Here is a 24,731-nt window from a genome sequence, read left to right as displayed (position 1 = left end):
TATTTCTATTATCTGACCGAAGTTATTCGGCACCCAGGAAATCGATATCCTGACCAGGCTCAAGCGTAATGTAAGCCTTCTTCCAATCTGAACGCTGACCAAAACGCTGACCAAAGCGCTTAACCTTACCCTTAACATTGGCAACGTTAACCTTGGCAACCTTCACCTCAAACATCAGCTCAACGGCGCTTTTAATAGCGGCCTTGTCTGCATCCTTTCGCACACGAAATGCAAACTGCTGATGCTGGTCGGCAATCATTGTGCTTTTCTCTGAGACAATCGGCCCCAGCAGCACCTGCATCAGTTTTTCCTGATTCATGACAACCACCCTTCAACCATACGTAAGGCGTCAACTGTCATGACCACCTTATCGAAATTAACCAAACTGACTGGATCAACACCCGCCACGTCCGTAACAGCCACACCATAAAGATTGCGCGCAGCAAGATAGAGATTGTCATCGGGTGCCTCGCTTACGATCAGCGCCTTCTCACAATCTAAACCCTTCAACTTTTCAACCATCTGCTTGGTCTTTGGCGCATCAACAGTGAAGCTACCAACTACAACCAACCTCTCCTGACGCAGTAGCTCAGAGAGAATCGAGCGGATTGCACCGCGATACATCTTTTTGTTGACCTTTTGCGAGAAGTCACGCGGACGTGCAGCAAAGGTCACACCACCGCTTCGCCAAATCGGGCTGCGTATAGTACCAGATCTTGCGCGGCCTGTCCCCTTTTGTCTCCAGGGTTTTGCACCACCACCAGAAACATCAGAACGATTCTTCTGAGCCTTAGTGCCAGCGCGGGCTCCAGCCATATGCGCAATGACCACTTGATGGATCAGAGTCTCATTAAATGGCTGATCAAAAGTACTATCTGCAACCTCAATTGAGGCTGCGCCATCAGAATTTTTTACTTGAAGCTCCATCGATATCTCCTCAGGAACGGGTCTTGACGGCGGGCAACACGATTACATCACCGCCCTTCGAACCAGGAACTGCACCCTTAACTAGAATCAGGTTGCGCTCTTCATCAACACGTACAACCTCAAGGTTCTGCGTGGTGGTGCGCACACTACCCATATGACCGGCCATCTTCTTACCCTTGAAAACACGTCCAGGGGTTTGGTTCTGACCGATCGAGCCAGGCGCACGGTGAGAGATGGAGTTACCATGAGTGGCATCCTGCATCTTGAAGTTGTGACGCTTAACGCCACCAGCGAAACCCTTACCAATACTGGTACCGGTCACATCAACCATCTGCCCCGCCTCAAAGCGACCCACCTTAAGCTCGCCGCCGGTTTCAAGATCATCACCTTCGCCATCAGCAAGCGTGAACTCCCAAACACCTCGACCAGCCTCGACACCAGCTTTGGCAAAGTGACCTGCCATCGCCTTGGTTACACGAGACGCGCGGCGCGAACCGGCTGTTAACTGAATCGCGCGATAGCCATCACTCTCAACAGTTTTAATCTGTGAAATACGATTTGGTTCAACCTCGATCACAGTGACGGGGATAGAAACACCCTCTTCTGTGAATACGCGGGTCATACCAGCTTTGCGACCGACTATTCCGATTGCCATGCTAAGAATCCTCTTACTCTAATCTTCTTCGAATCAGTTCAGTTTAATCTGAACATCAACGCCTGCCGCCAAATCGAGCTTCATCAGCGCGTCTACGGTCTTGTCAGTAGGATCGACAATATCCATCAGGCGCTTGTGAGTACGAATCTCATACTGATCTCGTGCATCCTTATTAACGTGCGGAGAGATCAGAACGGTGAAACGCTCCATCTTGGTAGGCAGAGGAATCGGGCCACGAACCTGTGCTCCGGTACGCTTTGCGGTCTCTACAATTTCACGAGCTGACTGATCGATCAGACGATGATCAAAAGCCTTTAAACGGATACGAATTCTCTGATTAGTCATCTCAATCACTCAATAATCTTAGCTACAACACCCGCACCTACGGTACGACCACCTTCACGAATCGCGAAGCGCAGACCATCTTCCATCGCAATCGGGGCAATCAGGCTGACCGTCATCTTGACGTTGTCACCCGGCATGACCATTTCGATACCTTCTGGAAGATCACAAGCACCCGTTACATCAGTGGTGCGGAAGTAGAACTGGGGACGATATCCGTTGAAGAATGGAGTGTGTCGACCACCCTCATCCTTGCTCAGCACGTAGACCTCAGCCTCAAATTTGGTGTGCGGGGTAATTGAACCGGGCTTGGCCAGTACCTGACCACGCTCAACCTCTTCACGCTTGGTACCACGCAGCAGTACGCCGACGTTGTCACCCGCCTGACCTTCGTCAAGCAGCTTGCGGAACATCTCAACACCGGTACAGGTGGTCTTGGCGGTGTCCTTGATACCAACAATCTCAAGCTCTTCACCGACCTTGACGATGCCACGCTCGATACGGCCGGTAACTACGGTGCCACGACCGGAGATTGAGAAGACATCCTCAACCGGCATCAGGAAGTCACCATCTACTGCACGCTCAGGCTGTGGGAAGTAGCTGTCCATCGCCTCAACCAGCTTGACGATTGAAGGTGCGCCGATCTCTGTGGTATCACCCTCAAGCGCCTTGAGCGCTGAACCGGTAATAATAGGGGTGTCGTCGCCTGGGAATTCGTAGCTTGAGAGAAGATCGCGGATCTCCATCTCTACCAGCTCCAGCAGCTCTTCATCATCGACCATGTCGGCCTTGTTCATGAAGACAACAATATAAGGTACGCCAACCTGACGCGAGAGCAGGATGTGCTCACGGGTCTGAGGCATTGGGCCATCAGCAGCTGAGCAGACCAGGATCGCGCCATCCATCTGCGCTGCACCGGTGATCATGTTCTTGACGTAGTCAGCATGGCCGGGGCAGTCAACGTGCGCATAGTGGCGGTTAACCGACTCGTACTCTACGTGTGAGGTGGCGATCGTTATGCCACGTGCCTTCTCTTCAGGAGCGTTATCGATCTCGTCAAACGCCTTGGCCTCACCACCCATCGCCTCTGCCATTACCTTGGTAATCGCCGCGGTCAGTGTCGTTTTACCATGGTCAACGTGACCAATGGTGCCCACGTTTACATGCGGTTTCGTACGTTCAAATTTTTCCTTGGACACGGCGCTTTACCTCTTCAACTCTGTTGAACTCATGACACTTTCTTAATAATGGCATCTGCCACGTTGTTTGGAGCCTCGTTATACTTCGAGAACTCCATCGAATATGTTGCTCGGCCCTGCGTGGCGGATCTTAGATCGGTTGCATATCCGAACATCTCTGCCAGCGGCACTTCAGCGTTCACCTTTTTACCAGCCGGACTGTCCTCCATTCCATGGACCATTCCGCGCCGGCGGTTGAGATCACCTATCACGTCACCCATATTCTCTTCGGGTGTCTCGACCTCAACCTGCATAATCGGCTCTAGCAGCGCTGGATCCGCAGATGCAGCACCGCTCTTGAATCCCATTGAGGCAGCAATCTTAAACGCCATCTCATTGGAATCCACATCGTGGTAGGAGCCGTCATATAGCGTCACCTTGACATCTACCACGGGATATCCCGCTATAACACCGTTAGCCACCTGCTCCTGGATACCCTTATCGATCGCGCCGATAAACTCCTTTGGAACAACACCACCAACAATATCATTTACAAACTCATAACCTGCGCCACGCTCTAGCGGCTCAAGCTTCAGCCAGACATGTCCATACTGTCCACGACCACCCGACTGACGAACAAACTTGCCTTCCGCCTCTACCGGCTTGCGTATCGTTTCACGATAAGCAACCTGCGGCGTACCGACATTCGCATCAACGCTAAATTCGCGCTTCATGCGATCAACGATTATCTCAAGATGTAGCTCGCCCATTCCCGAGATAATTGTCTGCCCAGTCTCTTCGTCCGTATGGACTCGAAAGGATGGATCTTCTTGCGCTAACTTCTGCAGCGCAACCCCCATCTTTTCCTGATCAGGCTTCGTTCTAGGCTCAATTGCAACAGAGATAACCGGCTCCGGAAACTCCATACGCTCAAGCGTAATTACATTACTGATATCACATAGCGTATCGCCAGTAGTGACATCTTTGAGGCCAACAGCGGCGGCAATATCACCTGCCAAGACCTCTTTGATCTCCTCTCGACTATTGGCATGCATCTGCACAATACGTCCGATCCGCTCTTTCTTCCCTTTAACAGGATTAAAGACCGTATCGCCCGAGTTGATCACTCCCGAGTAGACCCGGAAAAAACTCAACGTCCCCACAAAGGGGTCGGTTGCGATCTTAAACGCCAGCGCCGCGAACGGCTCATCATCACTACTCTTGCGACTACCCTGACTCTGCGCAGCATCGTCAAGCAGCCCCGTAATGGGCGGAACATCAGCCGGAGAAGGCATCAGCTCTACGACCGCATCCAGCACCCGCTGGATACCCTTGTTCTTAAACGCCGTACCGCAAAGCGCAGGGACTATTTCGTTACTCAAGGTACGAATGCGAAGCCCCTGACGAATCTCCTCTTCACTCAGTTCGCCGCTGTCGAGATAGCGATCCATCAGCTCTTCTGATGCCTCAGCAGCCGCCTCGACCATCGTCTCGCGCCATTCGGCAGCAAGCCCCTTTAGATCGGCGGGCATCTCTTTCGCCTCGTAGGTGACACCCATATCATCTTCGCTCCAGTAAATTGCCTGGTTACGAATCAGATCGACAACACCCTTAAAATTCTCTTCAGCACCGATATTGAGAACAATCGGCACCGGGTTCGCCTTAAGCCGCTCTTTGATCTGCTCAACAACTCGCAAGAAATCTGCGCCAGAGCGATCCATCTTGTTCACAAACACCAGCCGCGGAACGTGATACTTATTAGCCTGACGCCAAACCGTTTCAGACTGCGGCTGAACACCTCCAACCGCGCAGAACACTGCAACAGCACCATCGAGAACGCGCAATGAGCGCTCTACTTCAATGGTGAAGTCCACGTGCCCCGGAGTATCGATAATGTTGACTCGATGCTCTGGGAACTGCTTATCCATTCCACTCCAGAAGCAGGTTGTTGCTGCCGAGGTTATCGTTATACCTCGCTCCTGCTCCTGCTCCATCCAGTCCATGGTGGCAGCACCATCATGAACCTCTCCAATCTTGTGCGAGACCCCCGTATAGAAGAGAACCCGCTCCGTGGCCGTTGTCTTCCCCGCATCTATGTGCGCCATAATCCCGATATTTCGGTAACGCTCTATTGGGGTCTTGCGGGCCACAGACCTACACTCGCAACCGCTTACCAGCGATAGTGTGCGAACGCCTTATTGGCATCCGCCATACGGTGTACGTCTTCACGCTTTTTGACTGCAGAACCACGGCTTTCAGCTGCATCGGTCATCTCACCAGCGAGACGCATATGCATAGACTTTTCACTACGCTTGCGAGCCGAATCAATCAACCAGCGCATTGCCAGCGCAGTACGACGAACCGGACGAACCTCAACTGGCACCTGATAGGTCGCGCCACCTACACGGCGAGATTTAACCTCAACCATGGGACGGACGTTATCGAGCGCCTTGTTGAGAACCTCCATTGAGTCCTCACCGCTCTTCTCAACCATCAGATCCAACGCTTGATAGACAATCTTCTCAGCGACAGACTTCTTGCCATCTACCATTAGCATATTGACGAACTTAGCAAGCATCTCACTCCCGAACTTGGGATCAGGGAGAACTTCTCGCTTGGCAACTACTTTTCTTCTAGGCATCGTTACTCAACCACTCTATTCGCAGAAATTACGAACTACCCCTTAGGGCGCTTCGCTCCGTACTTCGAGCGTCCTTTACGACGACTCTCCACACCCGAGGTATCCAGCGTTCCTCGAACAGTGTGGTAACGCACACCCGGCAGATCCTTTACACGACCACCGCGAATCAGGATCACAGAGTGCTCCTGAAGATTATGACCCTCACCACCAATATATGAGGTCACCTCATGGCCATTGGTAAGGCGCACACGAGCAACCTTACGCAGCGCTGAATTCGGCTTCTTAGGCGTCGTAGTATAGACACGGGTGCAGACACCACGTCTCTGTGGACACGCTTGAAGTGCAGGTACATTACTCTTCTCGCGCTTACTCTTGCGCGGTTTACGTACCAATTGGTTGATCGTTGCCATCCTTCAAACTCCGGGCTTCATAACAAAAGACAGACCGGCTCAATGACCGACCTGTCGGGAAAAGAGGCGGAATTGTATTCCTGCCCCACATCTCTGTCAAGCCATAATCGAGTCTTACGCCAAGATTTATTACCAATCGATGGCGAATCGACCCAACATGACGACTACTCTTCGCTTTCGACTGCCTTTTCTTCCAGCTCAGAGACCTCATTCGCCAACGCCTCGGCCGCTGCAGACGCGGTCATACCAAACTGCTCCTGACGCTGGCGACGGCGCTCATTATGGAACGCAAGACCGGTACCCGATGGAATCAAGCGACCAACGATAACGTTCTCCTTCAGACCATGGAGATCGTCACGGCTACCGCGCACTGAAGCCTCGGTCAGGACACGCGTGGTCTCCTGGAATGACGCAGCCGAGATAAACGACTCAGTCGCCAGAGAGGCCTTGGTAATACCCAATAGAAGCGGGTCAAACAGTGCGGCATGCTTTCCGCTTGTAACCAGCGCTTCATTCTCTACCGCCAGACGAGCCCGATCGGCCTGCTCGCCCTTCAGATAGCGACTATCGCCAGCTTCTGTGATCTCAACCTTACGCAACATCTGACGAATGATTGTCTCAATGTGCTTGTCATTGATCTTTACACCCTGCAGACGGTAAACATCCTGGATCTCCTTGACCAGGTAGTCAGCCAGCTGAGGAACGCCCAGCAGTCGCAGGATATCGTGTGGATTCGGCTCACCATCAACGATCGTCTCACCACGCTCTACATGCTCACCATCGAACACGTTTACGTGGCGCCACTTAGGAATCAGCTCTTCGTGCTGAATGTTATCCGAATCGGTAATAATCAGACGCTGTTTGCCCTTGGTGTCCTTACCAAAGCTGACGGTACCGGTGTACTCAGCAAGGATGGCAGGCTCTTTCGGCTTGCGCGCCTCGAACAGGTCGGCAACACGCGGCAGACCACCGGTGATATCACGGGTCTTTGAGCTCTCCTGTGGGATACGCGCGATAACGTCACCGACCTTGATTTCGCCACCATCGGTAACGATAACAACCGCGCCGGCAGGCAGAACGTAGGTCGCAGGGATCTCGGTACCAGCCAGATGCAGGTCATTTCCTTCTGCATCGACCAGCTTGACCATTGGGCGCATCTCTTTACCCGCTGTGCCACGCTGCTTAGGATCGGTAATCACCAGGCTTGAGAGACCGGTTACATCATCGACCTTACTCTCAACCGTGACACCATCGGCAAACTCGTGGAACTGTACAAAACCAGCTACCTCGGTCACAACCGGGTGAGTATGAGGATCCCAGCTTGCAACGATCTGTCCTGACTCGATTTCATCATCATCGCCGACGGTCAGGTTGGCACCGTAAGGCACCTTATAACGCTCACGCTCACGACCATGATCATCGATCACAGTCAGCTCACCCGAACGAGATACCGCCACATAGTGACCAGATTCGTGCTTGACCACCTTGATGTTGTGAAGACGAACCTTACCCTTCGCCTTGACCTGAATATTATTAACTGCAGCTGAACGACTCGCCGCACCACCGATGTGGAAGGTACGCATGGTCAGCTGGGTACCCGGCTCACCGATCGACTGAGCCGCAATAACACCGACCGACTCACCCATATTAACCATATGACCTCGAGCGAGGTCGCGGCCATAGCAGGAGGCACAGACGCCGTAGCGACTCTCACAGGTAATCGATGAACGGACCAGCATATGGTCGACACTCATCGCCTCGAGCTTCTCTACCCACGCCTCATCGAGCAGGGTACCCGCAGGGGCAACAACCTCATCACTACCCGGTGCTGTCACATCCTCAGCAACAACACGACCGAGCACACGTTCGTGCAGTGGCTCAACAACGTCACCACCCTCGATCAACGGCGTCATGCTCAGGCCTCGCGTAGTACCGCAATCCTCTTCGGTGACCACCATGTCCTGCGCAACATCTACCAGACGACGGGTCAGGTAACCGGAGTTAGCGGTCTTCAGCGCGGTATCGGCCAGACCCTTACGAGCACCGTGAGTCGAGATGAAGTACTGCAGGACGTTCAGGCCCTCACGGAAGTTCGCAGTAATTGGCGTCTCGATGATCGAACCATCCGGCTTCGCCATCAGGCCACGCATACCAGCCAGCTGACGAATCTGCGCCGCACTACCACGAGCGCCGGAATCAGCCATCATGTAAACAGAGTTAAACGAATCCTGCTTGACCATGTTGCCCTGTGAATCTTCAACATCTTCACTACCGAGCATATCCATCATCGCCTTGGCGACCTGCTCATTGGTATGTGACCAGATATCGACCACCTTGTTATAGCGCTCGCCGTTGGTAACCAGACCCGAAGCGTACTGCTGCTCGATCTCCTTGATCTCAGCCTCGGCTGAGGAGAGGATCTCTGCCTTCTCAGTTGGGATAACCAGATCGTTAACACCAACCGATGAACCAGAACGGGTTGCAAAACGGAAACCGGTATACATCAACTGATCTGCAAAAATAACCGTCTCTTTCAGACCAACCTGGCGATAGCAGACATTGATCAGCTGAGAGATCGCTTTCTTGCTCAATACACGGTTGACCAGATCGTATGACATGCCTGCAGGTAGGATCTCGGAGAGCAGTGCTCGACCAACAGTCGTCTCGGCCAGGCGAACCTTCTCCTCCAGATCACCATCATCATTTGCAACGCTTTCGATAACACGCGCTTTAACACGTGCCTGCAGATGTACCTGACCCGACTCATAGGCGCGATGCACCTCAGCCACGTCACGGAACACCATGCCTTCACCCTTAGCGTTAATTTTCTCACGCGTCATGAAGTAGAGCCCGAGAACCACGTCCTGTGAAGGAACGATAATTGGCTCGCCGTTGGCGGGGCTGAGGATGTTGTTGGTTGACATCATCAAGGTACGCGCTTCGAGCTGAGCCTCGATTGAGAGCGGTACGTGGACCGCCATCTGGTCACCATCGAAGTCGGCGTTAAATGCCGCACAGACCAGCGGATGCAGCTGGATCGCCTTACCCTCGATCAGGACAGGCTCAAAGGCCTGGATACCGAGACGGTGAAGGGTGGGTGCGCGGTTAAGCATGACAGGATGCTCACGGATAACCTCTTCGAGGATATCCCAGACCTCACCACCCTCACGCTCAACCAGCTTCTTTGCTGCCTTGATGGTGGTCGCCAGACCACGCAGCTGCAGCTTGCTGAAGATAAAGGGCTTGAATAGCTCAAGCGCCATCTTCTTAGGCAGACCACACTGATGCAGCTTCAGTGTCGGGCCAACCACGATAACGGAACGTCCAGAGTAGTCGACACGCTTACCGAGCAGGTTCTGACGGAAACGACCCTGCTTACCCTTGATCATGTCGGCCAGTGATTTCAGTGGACGCTTGTTACTACCGGTGATGGCACGACCGCGGCGGCCGTTATCAAGCAGCGCATCAACCGATTCCTGCAGCATGCGCTTCTCATTGCGCACGATGATATCGGGCGCATTGAGCTCAAGCAGACGACGTAGACGGTTGTTACGATTGATCACTCGACGGTAGAGATCGTTTAGATCTGAGGTAGCAAAGCGGCCACCATCGAGCGGCACCAGTGGACGCAGTTCAGGCGGCAGGACTGGCAGCACCGTCAGAATCATCCACTCGGGATTGTTTCCTGACTCGATGAACGACTCAACCAGTTTCAGACGCTTGGTCAGACGTTTAAGTTTTGTCTCAGAACCGGTGGCAAGAATATCCTCGCGTAGCTGGGCAGCTTCGCTCTTCATATCAATACCGCGCAGCAGGCCCAACACCGCCTCAGCACCCATCAGCGCAATAAACTCATCACCGTTCTCTTCAAGCGCTTCGAGGTAAGCCTCGTCGCTAAGCAGCTGTCCACGCTCAAGGGTAGTAAGACCGGGATCAACTACGACGAAAGATTCGAAGTAGAGGACGCGCTCAATGTCACGCAGGGTCATATCGAGTAGCAAACCGATACGCGAGGGCAGTGACTTGAGGTACCAGATGTGGGCGACAGGACTAGCCAGATCGATATGACCCATGCGCTCACGGCGGACCTTGGCCAGTGTCACTTCAACGCCACACTTCTCACAGACAACACCGCGATGCTTGAGGCGCTTGTACTTACCGCACAGGCACTCATAGTCCTTGACCGGGCCAAAGATCTTGGCACAGAACAGACCATCACGCTCCGGCTTAAAGGTACGGTAGTTAATCGTCTCCGGCTTCTTCACCTCACCGAATGACCACGAACGGATCATATCGGGTGATGCGAGTCCAATACGGATGGCATCGAAGTCTTCAACCTGGCCCTGCTGCTTTACGAATTTCAGTAGATCTTTCACGCTACTCTCTCCTGTCGCGCTTCCGGGCTACGATGCAGCCCGGGTACAACATATTTCTCTAGATGCGATAACCGCAGCCGACTAGTCCTGCTCCAGCTCCATATTGATACCGAGGGAGCGAATTTCCTTAACCAGTACATTGAAGGATTCGGGCATGCCCGCCTCCATTCTGTGGTCACCATCAACGATATTTTTGTACATACGAGTACGACCGTTAACATCATCGGACTTGACGGTGAGCATCTCCTGCAGGGTGTAGGCTGCGCCGTAAGCCTCCAGCGCCCAGACCTCCATCTCACCGAAGCGCTGACCACCAAACTGCGCCTTACCACCGAGCGGCTGCTGGGTAACCAGGCTGTATGGACCGGTAGAACGCGCATGCATCTTGTCGTCGACCAGATGGTTCAGCTTGAGCATATACATGTAACCAACCGTGACCGGACGATCAAAGGCGTCACCGGTACGACCATCGTAGAGGGTGTGCTGACCGCTCTCGGGTAGTCCCGCCAGCTCCAGCATGCGCTTGATCTCGACCTCAGCCGCGCCATCGAATACAGGTGTTGCCATCGGCACACCCTTACGCAGATTACCGGCCAGCTCAACGATCTCCTCGTCGCTAAAGCTATCGAGATCTTCCTGCTTACCACTGGTGTTATAGACCTTATCGAGGAACTCACGCATCTCAGCGATTTCTCGCTGGGTATCGAGCATCTGTCCAATGCGCTTACCGACACCCTTGGCCGCCCAGCCGAGGTGGGTCTCAAGAATCTGACCGACGTTCATACGCGAAGGAACGCCCAGCGGGTTGAGTGCAACATCAGCGGTGGTGCCATCTTCGAGGTAAGGCATATCCTCAACCGGAACGATGGTTGAGATAACACCCTTATTACCGTGACGACCCGCCATCTTGTCACCCGGCTGGATGCGACGCTTAACGGCAAGGTAGACCTTAACCATCTTCAGTACGCCTGGTGCGAGGTCATCACCCGCAGTGATCTTGGAGCGTTTCTCGTTGAGCTTGGCGTCGAAATCCTTACGCAGCGACTTGAGCTGATCAGCGATCGCGTCTAGCTGCTCACCACTCTCTTCGTTGCGCAGCTTGATCTCGAACCACTTCTCCTTAGGCAGATCAGCAAGATAGCTCTTGGTGACCTTATCGCCCGCCTTGAGCTTGTTCGGGCCACCATCAGAGAGTTTGCCAAGCAGGATCTTCTCTACACGCTGGTAGGCATCGCCCTCCATAATGCGGAACTGGTCGTTGAGATCCTTCTTGAATCCCTCGAGTTCAGTCTCTTCAATGGAGAGCGCACGTGAATCCTTCTCCACACCATCACGGGTGAAGACCTGCACATCGATAACGGTACCGTCCATACCAGATGGAACGCGCAGTGAGGTGTCCTTAACATCAGACGCCTTCTCACCGAAGATCGCACGCAACAGCTTCTCTTCCGGAGTCAGCTGCGTCTCGCCCTTGGGTGTAACCTTACCGACCAGGATGTCGCCCGGCTTAACCTCAGCACCGATGTAGACGATGCCCGACTCATCCAGCTTGGAGAGTGCGCCCTCACCAACATTCGGGATATCAGCCGAGATCTCTTCAGAACCAAGCTTGGTATCACGAGCCACACAGGTCAGCTCTTCGATATGGATAGTAGTAAAGCGGTCTTCCTGAACAACACGTTCAGAGATGAGGATCGAATCCTCAAAGTTGTAACCGTTCCACGGCATGAACGCGACCAGCATGTTCTGACCCAGCGCTAGCTCACCGAGATCGGTTGAGGGGCCATCGGCCAATACGTCACCGCGCAGAATCTTGTCGCCCGGTTTAACCAGTGGACGCTGATTGATGCAGGTGTTCTGATTTGAACGGGTGTATTTGGTCAGGTTGTAGATATCGACACCCGACTCACCGGCAACGGTCTCTTCATCGCTGGCGCGCACCACGATTCGTGAAGCATCAATCGACTCAATCACACCGCCACGTAGCGCTACCTCGGTTACACCAGAGTCGGTCGCAACGGTACGCTCAACACCGGTACCAACAAGCGGCTTGTCGGCACGCAGAGTTGGCACCGCCTGGCGCTGCATGTTCGATCCCATCAGCGCGCGGTTAGCATCATCGTGCTCAAGGAACGGAATCAGTGCCGCAGCAACAGATACGATCTGCTTTGGCGAGACGTCCATATACTGGACCTGATCTGGGGTGGTCATGGTGAACTCATTCAAATGACGCGCCGAGACCAGCTCATCACTCAACGCACCATTATCATCAAGCGTGGCATTTGCCTGAGCGATAATGAACTGCCCCTCTTCGATAGCAGAAAGGTAGTCGACCTGATCGGTCACCTTGCCATCATCAACCTTACGGTAAGGGGTCTCGAGGAAACCGTAGCTGTTAGTACGTGCATAGACCGCGAGGGTGTTAATCAGGCCGATGTTTGGACCTTCAGGGGTCTCGATTGGGCAGACACGGCCGTAGTGAGTCGGATGCACATCGCGCACCTCAAAGCCGGCACGTTCACGGGTCAGACCGCCCGGACCGAGCGCCGAAACACGACGTTTGTGGGTCACCTCAGAGAGTGGGTTATTCTGATCCATAAACTGAGACAGCTGACTGGATCCGAAGAACTCCTTAATTGCTGCAGCAACAGGCTTGGCGTTGATCAGCTCCTGCGGCATCAGACCTTCGGTCTCTGCCAGACTGAGACGCTCCTTAACCGCACGTTCGACACGCACCAGACCGACGCGGAAGACGTTCTCCGCCATCTCACCTACAGAACGAATACGACGGTTACCGAGATGGTCGATATCATCGACGGTGCCATTACCGTTACGGATGTCGATCAACTCCTTGATGACCTCAATGATGTCCTCTTTAGATAGCTCACCAGAGCCGGTATCTTCGTCACGTCTGAGACGACGATTGAACTTCATCCGACCGACACCTGAGAGGTCGTAACGCTCTGCATTAAAGAAGAGGTTATTAAACAGGGTCTGCGCAGCCTCCTTGGTCGGTGGCTCACCAGGACGCATCATGCGGTAGATCTCAACCTGGGCCTCAAGCTCAGACTGAGTCGCGTCGGTACGCAGGGTAGAGGAGATGTAGGGGCCGTGGTCGAGATCGTTGGTGTAGAGGGTCTGGATGTCGCCGACACCCGCCTGCACCAGACTACCAAACAGCTCCTCGGTGATCTCATCATTGGCCTTACAGATCAGCTCACCAGTCTCCTGGTCAACAACATCATGCGAAATCGCTTTACCAAGAAGGTACTCAGCAGGAACCTCCAGCGAGGTGACACCCGCTTTATCCATCTCACGGATATGACGTGCGGTAATACGGCGACCAGCTTCAACCAGCACCTTACCCTTCACCTTGATATCAAAGGTTGCAGTCTCACCACGCAGACGCTCTGGAACCAGATCAAGGTTTACGCTTTCGCCATCAATATGGAAGGCATTTGTCTCGAAGAACATGTCGAGAATTTCTGGATTGGTAAACCCAAGTGCGCGCAGCAGAATCGTTACTGGCAGCTTGCGACGACGGTCAATACGGACAAACAGTAGATCCTTGGGATCGAATTCAAAGTCGAGCCATGAACCACGGTAAGGGATAACTCGAGCCGAGAAGAGCAGCTTACCTGATGAGTGAGTCTTACCTTTGTCGTGATCGAAGAAAACGCCAGGAGAACGGTGCAGCTGAGAGACGATAACTCGCTCAGTGCCGTTAATAACAAAGGTACCGTTGTCGGTCATCAGAGGTAGCTCACCCATGTAGACCTCTTGCTCCTTGATATCCTTGATGGTCTTCGAACCAGCTGGTGCATCCTTGTCGTAGATAACCAGACGCACACGAACACGCAGAGGAGCAGCAAAGGTCATACCTCGCTGCTGACACTCTTTCACGTCGAATACGGGTTCACCAAGACGATAGCTCACATACTCGAGGTGAGCATTACCCGAGTAGCTGACAATCGGGAATACCGAAGTAAAGGCTGCATGCAGCCCCGCCTCTGTTCGCCCCTGGACCTCTTCACCGGCCTGCAGAAACTTTCGATAAGAATCCAGCTGGGTTGCGAGCAGATAGGGCACTTCCAGAATACTGGGGCGCTTGCCGAAATCCTTGCGAATGCGTTTTTTCTCGGTAAAGCTGTAGGCCATGGTGTTTCCTCGATTCGTCACACTCTGTATTGCATCTCCCGCCAACCTCGTTCGGTTCAGCCAGAGAGCGATATTCTTTAAAGATTGGGTAGTCTCTTACCCCTAACTAACCCGCTTCCACTGCAGATTATTTGCAAACAACAGGAAAAAGGCCGGCGACACAAAGCCGCCAGCCAATACCCGAATCTGCTAAGCGTAAAGCTGCAAGTATCGAATATCGATTACTTGATTTCTACGCTAGCACCAGCCTCTTCGAGCTGGCCCTTAACTTCGTCGGCCTCAGCCTTGTCAACGCCTTCCTTGATTGGAGAAGGAGCGCCTTCAACCAGCTCCTTAGCCTCCTTGAGGCCAAGACCGGTGATACCACGAACAGCCTTGATGACCGATACCTTGTTAGAACCGAAGCTGGTCATAACAACGTCAAACTCGGTCTGCTCTTCAGCAGCGCCACCAGCGTCGCCGCCACCAGCAGGTGCTGCAGCAACTGCTGCCGCTGCGGTTACGCCGAACTTCTCTTCCATAGCGGAGATCAGATCAACGACCTCCATTACGGTCATGTTGGAAATCGCTTCCAGAATATCGTCTTTAGATACTGCCATTTTCTTAACTCCTGATTTTCAGTCACCCTGTGCCGCAAGGCACAGGAAAATACACTTTAAGCAGCCGCCTGAATCAGGCAGCATCCTTCGCATCGCGAACTGCGGCGACCGTACGAACCATCTTGCCAGGCACCTCATTGAGGGTACGAGCAAACTTGTCAAACGGAGCACGCATTACTGCCATCAACATGCTGATAGCCTGATCGCGTGTTGGCATACTTGCCAGACGTGCCAGCTCCGAAGCGGGGAGCATCTGCCCACCGATTGAAACCATCTTGACCACGAGCTTGTCGTGATCCTTGGCAAAGTCCTTAATTACACGCGCCGCAGCACCTGGATCTTCCTGAGAAAATGCCAGAAGCAGCGGGCCAGTCATACCATCCTGCATGCATTCAAAGTCGGTACCGTTAACAGCACGGCGAGCCAAAGTGTTCTTGACTACGCGCAGGTAGACACCGCCATTGCGTGCAGCTGCACGCAACTCGGTCATCTCACCTACCGTTAAACCACGGTACTCGGCCGCGACAGCAGAATGTGCGTCGGCTGCAACCGCCGATACTTCGGCAACTACTGCTTTCTTGTCTTCCAGTCCTAATGCCACTGGATATACCTCCTGCTTGTGGCGCCATCACTGCACACCACGCTTGGCCTTAAGGAGCCGATACTACTGACCCCACCCCACGGTGACCGAAAACCAGGGAAATCCTAGTTGGGAACACCGTCTACGCAGGCTGGAAACCCATTAAGCCTCACATCAACTACTTGCTCGGCACCTACGGTCTTTGACGACCGTCGCAATGAAGCACGACGACCCAAAGTACGTCAAACCCGCCTGAGGGTTGTCCCATCAGGCTGGCTATTTAATTAATTACAATCCGATGCTGGGCTGATCGACAGAGATACCTGGCCCCATGGTGCTGGAGACCGTGATCTTCTTCAGGTAATGACCTTTAGCCGATGAAGGCTTCAGCTTTACAACATCGTTAAGCAGCGCCACCAGATTCTCGCGCAGTGCAGAGACCTCAAAATCGATCTTGCCGATGGTGCAGTGAACGATGCCACCTTTATCTGCACGGAAACGAACCTGACCCGCCTTGGCATTGCGAACCGCACCAGCCACATCTGGGCTCACGGTGCCTACCTTCGGATTAGGCATCAGGCCACGCGGACCAAGAATGGTACCGAGCTGCCCAACCACTCGCATTGCATCAGGTGAAGCGATAACAACATCAAAATCCATGTTGCCACCCTTGATTGACTCGGCGAGATCTTCAAAACCGACGATATCAGCACCGGCCTCTTTGGCCGCATCTGCATTGGCACCCTGTGCGAACACTGCAACACGGACACTCTTACCCGTACCATTTGGCAGCACGGTAGAACCACGTACAACCTGGTCAGACTTACGAGGATCGATACCGAGATTGATAGAGATGTCTACCGACTCTTTAAACTTAACTGTTGAGAGCTCTTTCAGGGCAGCAAGTGCATCGTCGAGCGGATAGACCTTTCCTGCCTCAACCTTCTCGTCGATTGCCTTCTGGCGCTTAGAAATCATAGCCATGATTATTCAACCCCCTCGGTTTCAAGACCCATGCTGCGAGCGGTACCCGCGATGGTGCGTACTGCGGCATCCATATCGGCTGCCGTCAGATCTGGCATCTTGGTGGTCGCGATCTCTTCGAGCTGCGCACGGTTAACCTTGCCGACCTTATTGGTATTAGGAGTACCAGAACCCTTAGGTACACCAGCTGCCTTCTTCAACAGAACTGCAGCAGGCGGGGTTTTGAGGATAAAAGTGAAGCTGCGATCGTTATATACGGTAATAACAACTGGAACAGGAAGACCCTGCTCAAGACTCTGTGTCTGCGCATTAAACGCCTTACAGAAGTCCATAATATTCAGACCGTGCTGACCCAGAGCAGGACCAACGGGTGGACTTGGATTTGCCTGACCAGCAGGCACCTGCAGCTTAATATAAGCCTCTACTTTCTTAGCCATTCTTTACTCCTGTGGGTGCAAACGCCTCGCGGCTCCCCGGTTTACCGCCTGACAGCGGCATTACAAAATCTTTTTCTACTAGCCCTTCTCGACCTGACCAAACTCCAGATCAACCGGTGTAGAGCGACCAAAGATGGATACTGCAACGCGCAGGCGACTCTTCTCGTAGTCGACCTCTTCTACAACACCATTGAAGTCGTTGAATGGACCATCGGTAATACGCACCACTTCGCCCGCCTCGAACAGAACCTTCGGACGCGGCTTTTCTATACCCTCCTGCACTCGCTGCAGAATGGCATCAGCCTCTCGATCAGTTATCGGTGCGGGCTTGTCACTGGTACCGCCGATAAAACCAAGCACCTTTGGCACATCTTTAACCATGTGCCAGGTCTCATCGTCCATATCCATCTGAACCAGAACGTACCCAGGAAAAAACTTGCGCTCACTCTTACGCTGCTGACCCTCACGCATTTCAACCACCTCTTCGGTGGGCACGAGAATTTCGCCAAACTGTTCCTGCAGGCCACTACGACCAACACGCTCCTCGAGGGAACGCTTTACATGATGTTCGAAGCCAGAATAGGCCTGCACCACATACCAACGCATAGCCATGTATTAACCCCCTTGGCTTGTCAGTGATGTAACACCTGACAACAACAACATATCGAGAAGCCAGAGCAGAATACCGACTAGAATGACGACACCGAGAACAACCAGCGTAGTCTGCACCGTCTCATTCCAGCTCGGCCAGACGACTTTGCGAACTTCCATGCGCGCATCACTGAGAAATACCCACGTGTTACGCCCAACATCCGTCTGCAGCGCAATCATCGCCGACACTGCAATCAACGCAAGAAGCGCGAGGACGCGCATCCAAGTCTGCGCGACATCGGCAAAGTAGTAGAACGCCACGACACCACCAACCAGCACACCTAGTGCGGCCAGCAGCTTCAATGTATCGAGCCTGGAGCCCTCCACTTCTACTTTCGCATTCATCTGTTTGAATACTTCCTGACAATTTCTTACCTACAATCTCAACCATCGAAACTGCAGATTATGTATGGCAGGCCAGGAGGGAATCGAACCCCCAACCTGCGGTTTTGGAGACCGCTGCTCTGCCAATTGAGCTACTGGCCTAGATTTACTACCTTCGACTTAGTAAAACTGCAAGAGCGCGAGGCGATAAACACCTCACGCTCTTGCGACTTAAGCCGATTTATTGATGTTACTCAATAACCTTTGCTACAACACCCGCACCTACGGTACGACCACCTTCACGAATCGCGAAGCGCAGACCATCTTCCATCGCAATCGGGGCAATCAGGCTGACCGTCATCTTGACGTTGTCACCCGGCATGACCATTTCGATACCTTCTGGAAGATCACAAGCACCCGTTACATCAGTGGTGCGGAAGTAGAACTGGGGACGATATCCGTTGAAGAATGGAGTGTGTCGACCACCCTCATCCTTGCTCAGCACGTAGACCTCAGCCTCAAATTTGGTGTGCGGGGTAATTGAACCGGGCTTGGCCAGTACCTGACCACGCTCAACCTCTTCACGCTTGGTACCACGCAGCAGTACGCCGACGTTGTCACCCGCCTGACCTTCGTCAAGCAGCTTGCGGAACATCTCAACACCGGTACAGGTGGTCTTGGCGGTGTCCTTGATACCAACAATCTCAAGCTCTTCACCGACCTTGACGATGCCACGCTCGATACGGCCGGTAACTACGGTGCCACGACCGGAGATTGAGAAGACATCCTCAACCGGCATCAGGAAGTCACCATCTACTGCACGCTCAGGCTGTGGGAAGTAGCTGTCCATCGCCTCAACCAGCTTGACGATTGAAGGTGCGCCGATCTCTGTGGTATCACCCTCAAGCGCCTTGAGCGCTGAACCGGTAATAATAGGGGTGTCGTCGCCTGGGAATTCGTAGCTTGAGAGAAGATCGCGGATCTCCATCTCTACCAGCTCCAGCAGCTCTTCATCATCGACCATGTCGGCCTTGTTCATGAAGACAACAATATAAGGTACGCCAACCTGACGCGAGAGCAGGATGTGCTCACGGGTCTGAGGCATTGGGCCATCAGCAGCTGAGCAGACCAGGATCGCGCCATCCATCTGCGCTGCACCGGTGATCATGTTCTTGACGTAGTCAGCATGGCCGGGGCAGTCAACGTGCGCATAGTGGCGGTTGTCTGACTCGTACTCTACGTGTGAGGTGGCGATCGTTATGCCACGTGCCTTCTCTTCAGGAGCGTTATCGATCTCGTCAAACGCCTTGGCCTCACCACCCATCGCCTCTGCCATTACCTTGGTAATCGCCGCGGTCAGTGTCGTTTTACCATGGTCAACGTGACCAATGGTGCCCACGTTTACATGCGGTTTCGTACGTTCAAATTTTTCTTTGGACATCTGAGGATCTCCCCATCAAAACATCAATAAATTAAAAGACAAATCTAAAACAAATTTGGAGCCCATGGGCGGAATTGAACCGCCGACCTCATCCTTACCAAGGATGCGCTCTACCCCTGAGCTACATGGGCCGAATACTGCGTGAACCTGGAACCCACCAGACTCAACTCCAACTTGGAGCGGGTGATGGGAATCGAACCCACATAATCAGCTTGGAAGGCTGAGGTTCTACCATTGAACTACACCCGCCGAACCTTTGGTCCCGCATCCGGCGGGACATACTGCTTAAATATATGGTGGAGGGGGGAGGATTCGAACCTCCGAAGGCGGAGCCAGCAGATTTACAGTCTGCCCCCTTTGGCCACTCGGGAACCCCTCCACATGCAAGCCCGCAATGATCTCCAAAACCTGGGCGCGTGTCAACAGATTAGCGACAAAAAAGTCACACAACCCTAAAATCACCTTTTTCTGACCCGGCGAAAATAATGGCCATCATTTTCCTGTAGACTCTTGCAGCTAAAATCAGGGTGAAAACCCAGTCGCAGCCCCATAATAAATGCGAACAGACTATAGGCCATCACGAAAACAACGGATAAAGATCAGATGAAAGTAACGATATATGGTTCAGGCTACGTCGGCCTAGTCACAGGCGCCTGCCTCGCTCAAGTCGGTAATGACGTTCTTTGTGTAGACATCGATCCACGCAAAATTGACATGCTCAACAACGACGAAATTCCGATCTATGAACCAGGTCTTGAGGATATTGTTCGAAGCAATCGTCTCGCAGGACGCCTCAATTTTACCCTCGATGTCCAGAAAGGCGTTGATCACGGGCTATTTCAGTTCATTGCAGTTGGCACCCCACCCGACGAGGACGGCTCCGCCGATCTGCAACATGTACTCGCCGTTGCAAAGAGCATTGGTGAGCACATAGATGAACATAAGGTAGTCATTAACAAATCTACGGTACCTGTTGGAACCGCCGACAAGGTCCGAGCACAAATCGAAGAAGTGCTTGCTAGTCGTAGCGTGGATGCTGAATTTGATGTTGTCTCCAACCCAGAGTTCCTTAAAGAGGGTGCCGCGATTGAAGATTTCATGCGCCCCGACAGAATTGTCATCGGCACCGACAACCATCGTGCGACTGAGCTGTTACGCACACTCTATGCTCCATTCAATCGCAGCCATGACCGCCTCGTAGAGATGGACATCCGTTCAGCCGAACTCACCAAATACGCCTCAAATGCAATGCTTGCTACTAAGATTAGCTTCATGAATGAATTAGCTAATCTAGCTGAGCAACTCGGTGCTGACATTGAAAATGTCCGAATTGGTATGGGCTCTGACCCCCGTATTGGCTACCACTTTATCTATCCTGGCGCGGGCTATGGTGGCTCCTGCTTCCCTAAAGATGTACAAGCCCTTGAACGAACTGCCGACCAGATTGGATATAACGCCGAACTACTCAGATCCGTTGAGGCCGTTAACTACAGACAGAAACAGCGTCTTTTCCAAAAGATTGAGACACATTTCAAAGGCGATTTAGCTGGGAAGTCCTTTGCACTATGGGGGCTTTCATTTAAACCCAACACCGATGACATGCGTGAAGCACCCAGCCGTGTTTTGATGGAAGCACTTTGGGCAGCAGGCGCAAAGGTTCAAGCCTTTGATCCCGAGGCAATGGAAGAGACAAGTAGAATCTATGGTGAGCGTAACGACCTAAAACTTTGCGAAGACCATGACGAGGCTCTGCAGGGCGCCGACGCACTCGTTGTCGTCACAGAGTGGAACCTCTTCCGTAGCCCTGACATGGATAAGATCAAATCGGCTCTCTCTGAACCAACTGTCTTTGATGGACGCAACCTCTACGACCCACAAACCATGAATGAACTCGGGTTTGAATACTATGCAATAGGTCGAGGAAAATAATCATTTCCAACCGCCCAGAAGAAGCACAAACGATGTGCACCTTTGGCATGGACTCGACAAATCACCTAAAAACTCAGCCACATTAATCTGCCAAATCATCAGGCTCATTGCCACCACCAAAACTACAGCGCCCCACCCCGCCATATCCTAACTGGCATACGACGGGATGGGGCGCTGTGATTAACGCGCTGTAGTCTCTACTTAGAAGCGCAGATCGATCGCCTCTCGAGGGAAGTTCAGACCCAGGCTCTTCCAGAACGCCTCCACCTCATCAACCACCTGCTTGGCCATCGCCTCCTCGTCTGCCTGGAACTCGGGTGGCTCAGCGACTTTGAACTCCTCTGGCTCGATATCAACACCGAAGTCTTCAAACAACTGGCCAGCCGCACCAGTCATAGCCTCAGCACCGTAGGGGACAATACGGGTGGTCGGCATACCGACCACACCGGAGATGGCCATCTGGAAATGGAAGCGCTTCCAGTAACCGAGCAACGCCTCGACGTACCCCATCTGACGCACCTTCTGCTCCGGCACACCAAAGTGAACCCAGTCATCGAGCACCCAGCGTTCAATCGCGCTACGCAGGGCGTATTTGCGGTCTTCGGGCATGCCACCACTCTTGTCGATCACCGACTGGCAGATCGAGAGCGGGTGACGCAGGGTGAGCAGGTAGTTGGCGTTAACGCCAATCAGCTCACGGATCAGGTCGAAGTAGTAGACACCTTTCGTGAACTTCTTCGGTACAACCACGCCGTTGCGATAGGCAAGTCGACCATGTTTGCTGAAGTAGATCTCGACCATGGTCAGGTACTCGGCAAACTGCAACAGACCGTTGGTGTGCATATTCGCCTTGCCCTTGAAGGAGAGGTGCGAGAGGTGCGGAAAACCGTCATGCGCCAGGGCGTTATGGACCTTTTTATAGTCGATGTTGGCAGCGCGGAACAGCTGCTTGGTCAGATAAGTACCACCGGTACGTGGAATACCGATAACAAAGAAGAAGCGCTGGGGAGTCGCTATTTTTGCGAAAGTTTGTTTTGGGCATCCAAGCCCAAGCAAGCGGCAAATACTTAACGCGACCGTTTATGCCTACGGCGCCCCGACGTCCTGCGTTCGTTGCGTAATCACCTCTTCGCGGCTCTACACAACTCCCTCACTGACTCTACGCCGACATAAAGCCGCTGCTGCATCTTGCTACCAATCGGATGACCCACCACAAACTGCGCCTTTTCGCGGATATCCTTAAAGCGCCCATCGTTCCTCGCTAGGCTCTCCCCCTCCTGATAGAACCACTCACCAACATCGTAGTCGCTGTCGGTCAGTGTCGCATGAACAAACTCAATGAACGCCGGTGAGGCCGGCAGCTCCTTGTCGGTCAGGGTTATGGTGACACCCATCTATCTTCTCCCAAAAAATGGGGCGCCTGGTGTACCCACCAGACGCCCTCTATGTATTGTTTATTAGATTCTAACAGCGATTAAAAACGCTGTGAAAAACGGGCATAGAAGGTTGCATCATCTACTAGCGGATCGTTATAGTCGCCAAGTGGCATTGCAACATCAAATCGCAAACGCGAAGTTCCGGCAACCGTTGCTTTCAACTCCATAGACAAACCCGCACTGTGCAACGTCTCATCGACAATCGCACCATCAATCTTTCCATCCACATGGCCGATATCATAGAAAGGTCCAACGGCAAACGACCAGCCCTCGCCTGGGGTGAAGGTGTGTGTGTAGTCAATCGTTGCAGCTGCACCATGTTCGCCCGTCTCTTTCGAGGTTCTAAAACCGCGAACACTGCCATAACCACCTATGGAGAAGAGGTCTGATGAGAGAGTAATCTCATCTGCATACTGGCCATACGCAAAGACATTGATCCGGTCCTTAGGTGTCGGGATAAATGCCAAATAGACACTAGGCTGGAAAATGATTGCTTCAGGATCTCCCGCAAATCTCGATGCGTCAGCCTCATAACGCTCATCCCCACCCAGACCATCTAGACCCGCATTAACTCGCGCACCAAGATGGAATGCGGCACGAGCTGATCTATGCGTGTAACCCAGTTCACCATAGAGTTTTCTCAAGCTGTCGTGCGTCTCTTCTATGTCAAATAGGTAGGAGATATGTTCTCTCGCCTCATAGCCGCCACGCACAGTGAACTTATGGCGCATTGTGTTGACTGGAGATGCTTTAAAACCGATACGGAAGCGCTCAGTTTCACCTGATGCCCCTAAGCCTGCTAAATCACCACCGATATCATTATCACTTCCGAAATAGCTCGCCTCGATACTTGTCGTACCCAGCGGTAGAGGCAGATCAGTATTGATATCGTAGCTATAGAAACCGTCTTCGGAATAGCGCAACTTCAATCCGTACTGCTCGCCGATACCGATCAGATTACTCAGATGAAAGATTCCGCCCACGGTTGTCTTTCCGGTCAGCTCACTGCCGTAACTATCCACACTTATCTGCTGATAGTCATCGTAGACATCGGTGACGTTCATAACCAGGTCAGTAGTACCCGCTTTTTTACCGGGTGCAACACTCAATGAACCTTTAACGCCGTGCAGGTCATCAACATTGCGGGTAATCTCTTCAGCATCTCGCTCATTGAAGATATCGCCCGAATCAACCTCATGCATTCTGGCTCGGGCCATAGCGTGACTAACACCCTTACCCTGCAGCCTTATCTCGCCAACCTTGCCCTCGTAGACCTTCACCAACAAAGTTCCAGAAGAAATATTCTGAGGAGGAGTAACTACCTTGACGAGGATATAGCCCTTCTTGAAATAGGCCTTAGCAATCTCATACTTGAGATGAGCCAGATCACTTTTGGTCATCTGACTTCCCAGATAGGGCTGGGCCAGCTCTTCAAGGGCTTTGCTCTTGAAGACCGTATTACCCTGAAAGCTTACTCGACTGACATTGGCAACAACTTCATTACCATTTTCCGGCTCTCTGAAATCGGCAACACCATCGGTAACTTCTGTCGAAGGAGACACCGGGGCCACACGCAACTCATCCTGGGGACGATCCACGACGCCAGGCATACGAGATTCCGCCTGCAGGGTTAGCGGTGCAGCCAAAACCACACCAGACACAC

21 protein-coding genes and 4 tRNA genes are annotated in these 24,731 nt (G+C 52.8%); 1 reads left to right on the top strand and 24 read right to left on the bottom strand.

Annotation, left to right across the window (positions count from 1 at the left end; genetic code table 11):
- Positions 1-22: 22 nt before the first annotated feature.
- The 21 genes from rplW to HUE57_RS07050 form a co-directional block, all read right to left on the bottom strand.
- Positions 23-319, bottom strand: a complete 297-nt coding sequence (gene rplW / locus HUE57_RS07150) for a 50S ribosomal protein L23 (RefSeq protein WP_078483953.1) — start codon at positions 317-319, stop codon at positions 23-25.
- The gene (rplD, locus tag HUE57_RS07145) at positions 316-927 is read right to left on the bottom strand and encodes a 50S ribosomal protein L4 (protein ID WP_078483952.1); all 612 of its coding nucleotides are present in this window, start codon (positions 925-927) and stop codon (positions 316-318) included. Before rplD ends, rplW begins: the two co-directional genes overlap by 4 nt.
- A 10-nt stretch (positions 928-937) precedes the next feature.
- Positions 938-1,582 carry a 50S ribosomal protein L3 gene (rplC, locus tag HUE57_RS07140; protein WP_078483951.1) on the bottom strand — a complete coding sequence of 215 codons (645 nt, stop codon included), beginning with the start codon at positions 1,580-1,582 and terminating at the stop codon, positions 938-940.
- A gap of 33 nt (positions 1,583-1,615) precedes the next feature.
- Positions 1,616-1,927, bottom strand: coding sequence for a 30S ribosomal protein S10 (rpsJ, locus tag HUE57_RS07135; protein WP_078483987.1), 312 nt, complete (start codon positions 1,925-1,927; stop codon positions 1,616-1,618).
- A 5-nt stretch (positions 1,928-1,932) separates the two neighbouring features.
- The gene (gene tuf, locus HUE57_RS07130; RefSeq protein ID WP_174672960.1) at positions 1,933-3,123 is read right to left on the bottom strand and encodes an elongation factor Tu; all 1,191 of its coding nucleotides are present in this window, start codon (positions 3,121-3,123) and stop codon (positions 1,933-1,935) included.
- Positions 3,124-3,152: 29 nt separating this feature from the next.
- Positions 3,153-5,207, bottom strand: coding sequence for an elongation factor G (fusA, locus tag HUE57_RS07125; RefSeq protein WP_236725755.1), 2,055 nt, complete (start codon positions 5,205-5,207; stop codon positions 3,153-3,155).
- A gap of 65 nt (positions 5,208-5,272) precedes the next feature.
- The gene (gene rpsG / locus HUE57_RS07120; RefSeq protein WP_078484660.1) at positions 5,273-5,743 is read right to left on the bottom strand and encodes a 30S ribosomal protein S7; all 471 of its coding nucleotides are present in this window, start codon (positions 5,741-5,743) and stop codon (positions 5,273-5,275) included.
- Positions 5,744-5,778: 35 nt separating this feature from the next.
- On the bottom strand, positions 5,779-6,153 hold the full coding sequence (gene rpsL, locus HUE57_RS07115; RefSeq protein ID WP_078484659.1) for a 30S ribosomal protein S12: 375 nt from the start codon (positions 6,151-6,153) through the stop codon (positions 5,779-5,781).
- A gap of 164 nt (positions 6,154-6,317) precedes the next feature.
- A complete protein-coding gene (gene rpoC / locus HUE57_RS07110) occupies positions 6,318-10,529 on the bottom strand; it encodes a DNA-directed RNA polymerase subunit beta' (RefSeq protein ID WP_078484658.1) in 4,212 nt (1,403 codons plus the stop codon).
- An 81-nt stretch (positions 10,530-10,610) separates the two neighbouring features.
- Positions 10,611-14,687, bottom strand: coding sequence for a DNA-directed RNA polymerase subunit beta (rpoB, locus tag HUE57_RS07105; RefSeq protein WP_078484657.1), 4,077 nt, complete (start codon positions 14,685-14,687; stop codon positions 10,611-10,613).
- A 221-nt stretch (positions 14,688-14,908) separates the two neighbouring features.
- Positions 14,909-15,286 (bottom strand): 50S ribosomal protein L7/L12, encoded by a 378-nt coding sequence (gene rplL, locus HUE57_RS07100; protein WP_078484656.1) that lies wholly within the window; start codon positions 15,284-15,286, stop codon positions 14,909-14,911.
- Positions 15,287-15,359: 73 nt separating this feature from the next.
- A complete protein-coding gene (gene rplJ, locus HUE57_RS07095) occupies positions 15,360-15,887 on the bottom strand; it encodes a 50S ribosomal protein L10 (RefSeq protein WP_078484655.1) in 528 nt (175 codons plus the stop codon).
- A 267-nt stretch (positions 15,888-16,154) separates the two neighbouring features.
- The gene (gene rplA, locus HUE57_RS07090; protein WP_078484654.1) at positions 16,155-16,850 is read right to left on the bottom strand and encodes a 50S ribosomal protein L1; all 696 of its coding nucleotides are present in this window, start codon (positions 16,848-16,850) and stop codon (positions 16,155-16,157) included.
- A gap of 2 nt (positions 16,851-16,852) precedes the next feature.
- Complete coding sequence (rplK, locus tag HUE57_RS07085) at positions 16,853-17,287, bottom strand: 50S ribosomal protein L11 (protein ID WP_078484653.1); 435 nt, start codon at positions 17,285-17,287, stop codon at positions 16,853-16,855.
- Positions 17,288-17,365: 78 nt separating this feature from the next.
- On the bottom strand, positions 17,366-17,899 hold the full coding sequence (nusG, locus tag HUE57_RS07080) for a transcription termination/antitermination protein NusG (protein WP_078484652.1): 534 nt from the start codon (positions 17,897-17,899) through the stop codon (positions 17,366-17,368).
- 3 nt (positions 17,900-17,902) lie between these two features.
- A complete protein-coding gene (gene secE / locus HUE57_RS07075; protein ID WP_078484651.1) occupies positions 17,903-18,283 on the bottom strand; it encodes a preprotein translocase subunit SecE in 381 nt (126 codons plus the stop codon).
- Between the two features lie 65 nt (positions 18,284-18,348).
- Positions 18,349-18,424 (bottom strand) — tRNA-Trp (locus HUE57_RS07070).
- Positions 18,425-18,512: 88 nt separating this feature from the next.
- Positions 18,513-19,703, bottom strand: coding sequence for an elongation factor Tu (gene tuf, locus HUE57_RS07065; protein WP_174672959.1), 1,191 nt, complete (start codon positions 19,701-19,703; stop codon positions 18,513-18,515).
- 56 nt (positions 19,704-19,759) lie between these two features.
- Positions 19,760-19,834, bottom strand: a tRNA-Thr gene (locus HUE57_RS07060).
- A 44-nt stretch (positions 19,835-19,878) separates the two neighbouring features.
- A tRNA-Gly gene (locus HUE57_RS07055) sits at positions 19,879-19,952 on the bottom strand.
- 45 nt (positions 19,953-19,997) lie between these two features.
- Positions 19,998-20,082, bottom strand: a tRNA-Tyr gene (locus HUE57_RS07050).
- Positions 20,083-20,306: 224 nt separating this feature from the next.
- Between HUE57_RS07050 and HUE57_RS07045 the strand changes: the two genes are divergently transcribed.
- The gene (locus HUE57_RS07045; protein WP_078485207.1) at positions 20,307-21,632 is read left to right on the top strand and encodes a UDP-glucose dehydrogenase family protein; all 1,326 of its coding nucleotides are present in this window, start codon (positions 20,307-20,309) and stop codon (positions 21,630-21,632) included.
- 201 nt (positions 21,633-21,833) lie between these two features.
- On the opposite strand, the gene HUE57_RS07040 is transcribed toward HUE57_RS07045, so the two are convergent.
- The 3 genes from HUE57_RS07040 to HUE57_RS07030 form a co-directional block, all read right to left on the bottom strand.
- A complete protein-coding gene (locus tag HUE57_RS07040; protein ID WP_174672958.1) occupies positions 21,834-22,688 on the bottom strand; it encodes a hypothetical protein in 855 nt (284 codons plus the stop codon).
- 65 nt (positions 22,689-22,753) lie between these two features.
- Complete coding sequence (locus HUE57_RS07035) at positions 22,754-23,026, bottom strand: hypothetical protein (protein ID WP_174672957.1); 273 nt, start codon at positions 23,024-23,026, stop codon at positions 22,754-22,756.
- An 80-nt stretch (positions 23,027-23,106) separates the two neighbouring features.
- Complete coding sequence (locus HUE57_RS07030; RefSeq protein WP_174672956.1) at positions 23,107-24,678, bottom strand: ShlB/FhaC/HecB family hemolysin secretion/activation protein; 1,572 nt, start codon at positions 24,676-24,678, stop codon at positions 23,107-23,109.
- Positions 24,679-24,731: the final 53 nt, after the last annotated feature.

This window comes from Candidatus Reidiella endopervernicosa (assembly GCF_013343005.1).
GTDB lineage: Bacteria > Pseudomonadota > Gammaproteobacteria.
Note: the sequence above shows the minus strand (reverse complement) of the source record. Positions and strands in the feature narration are given on the sequence as shown.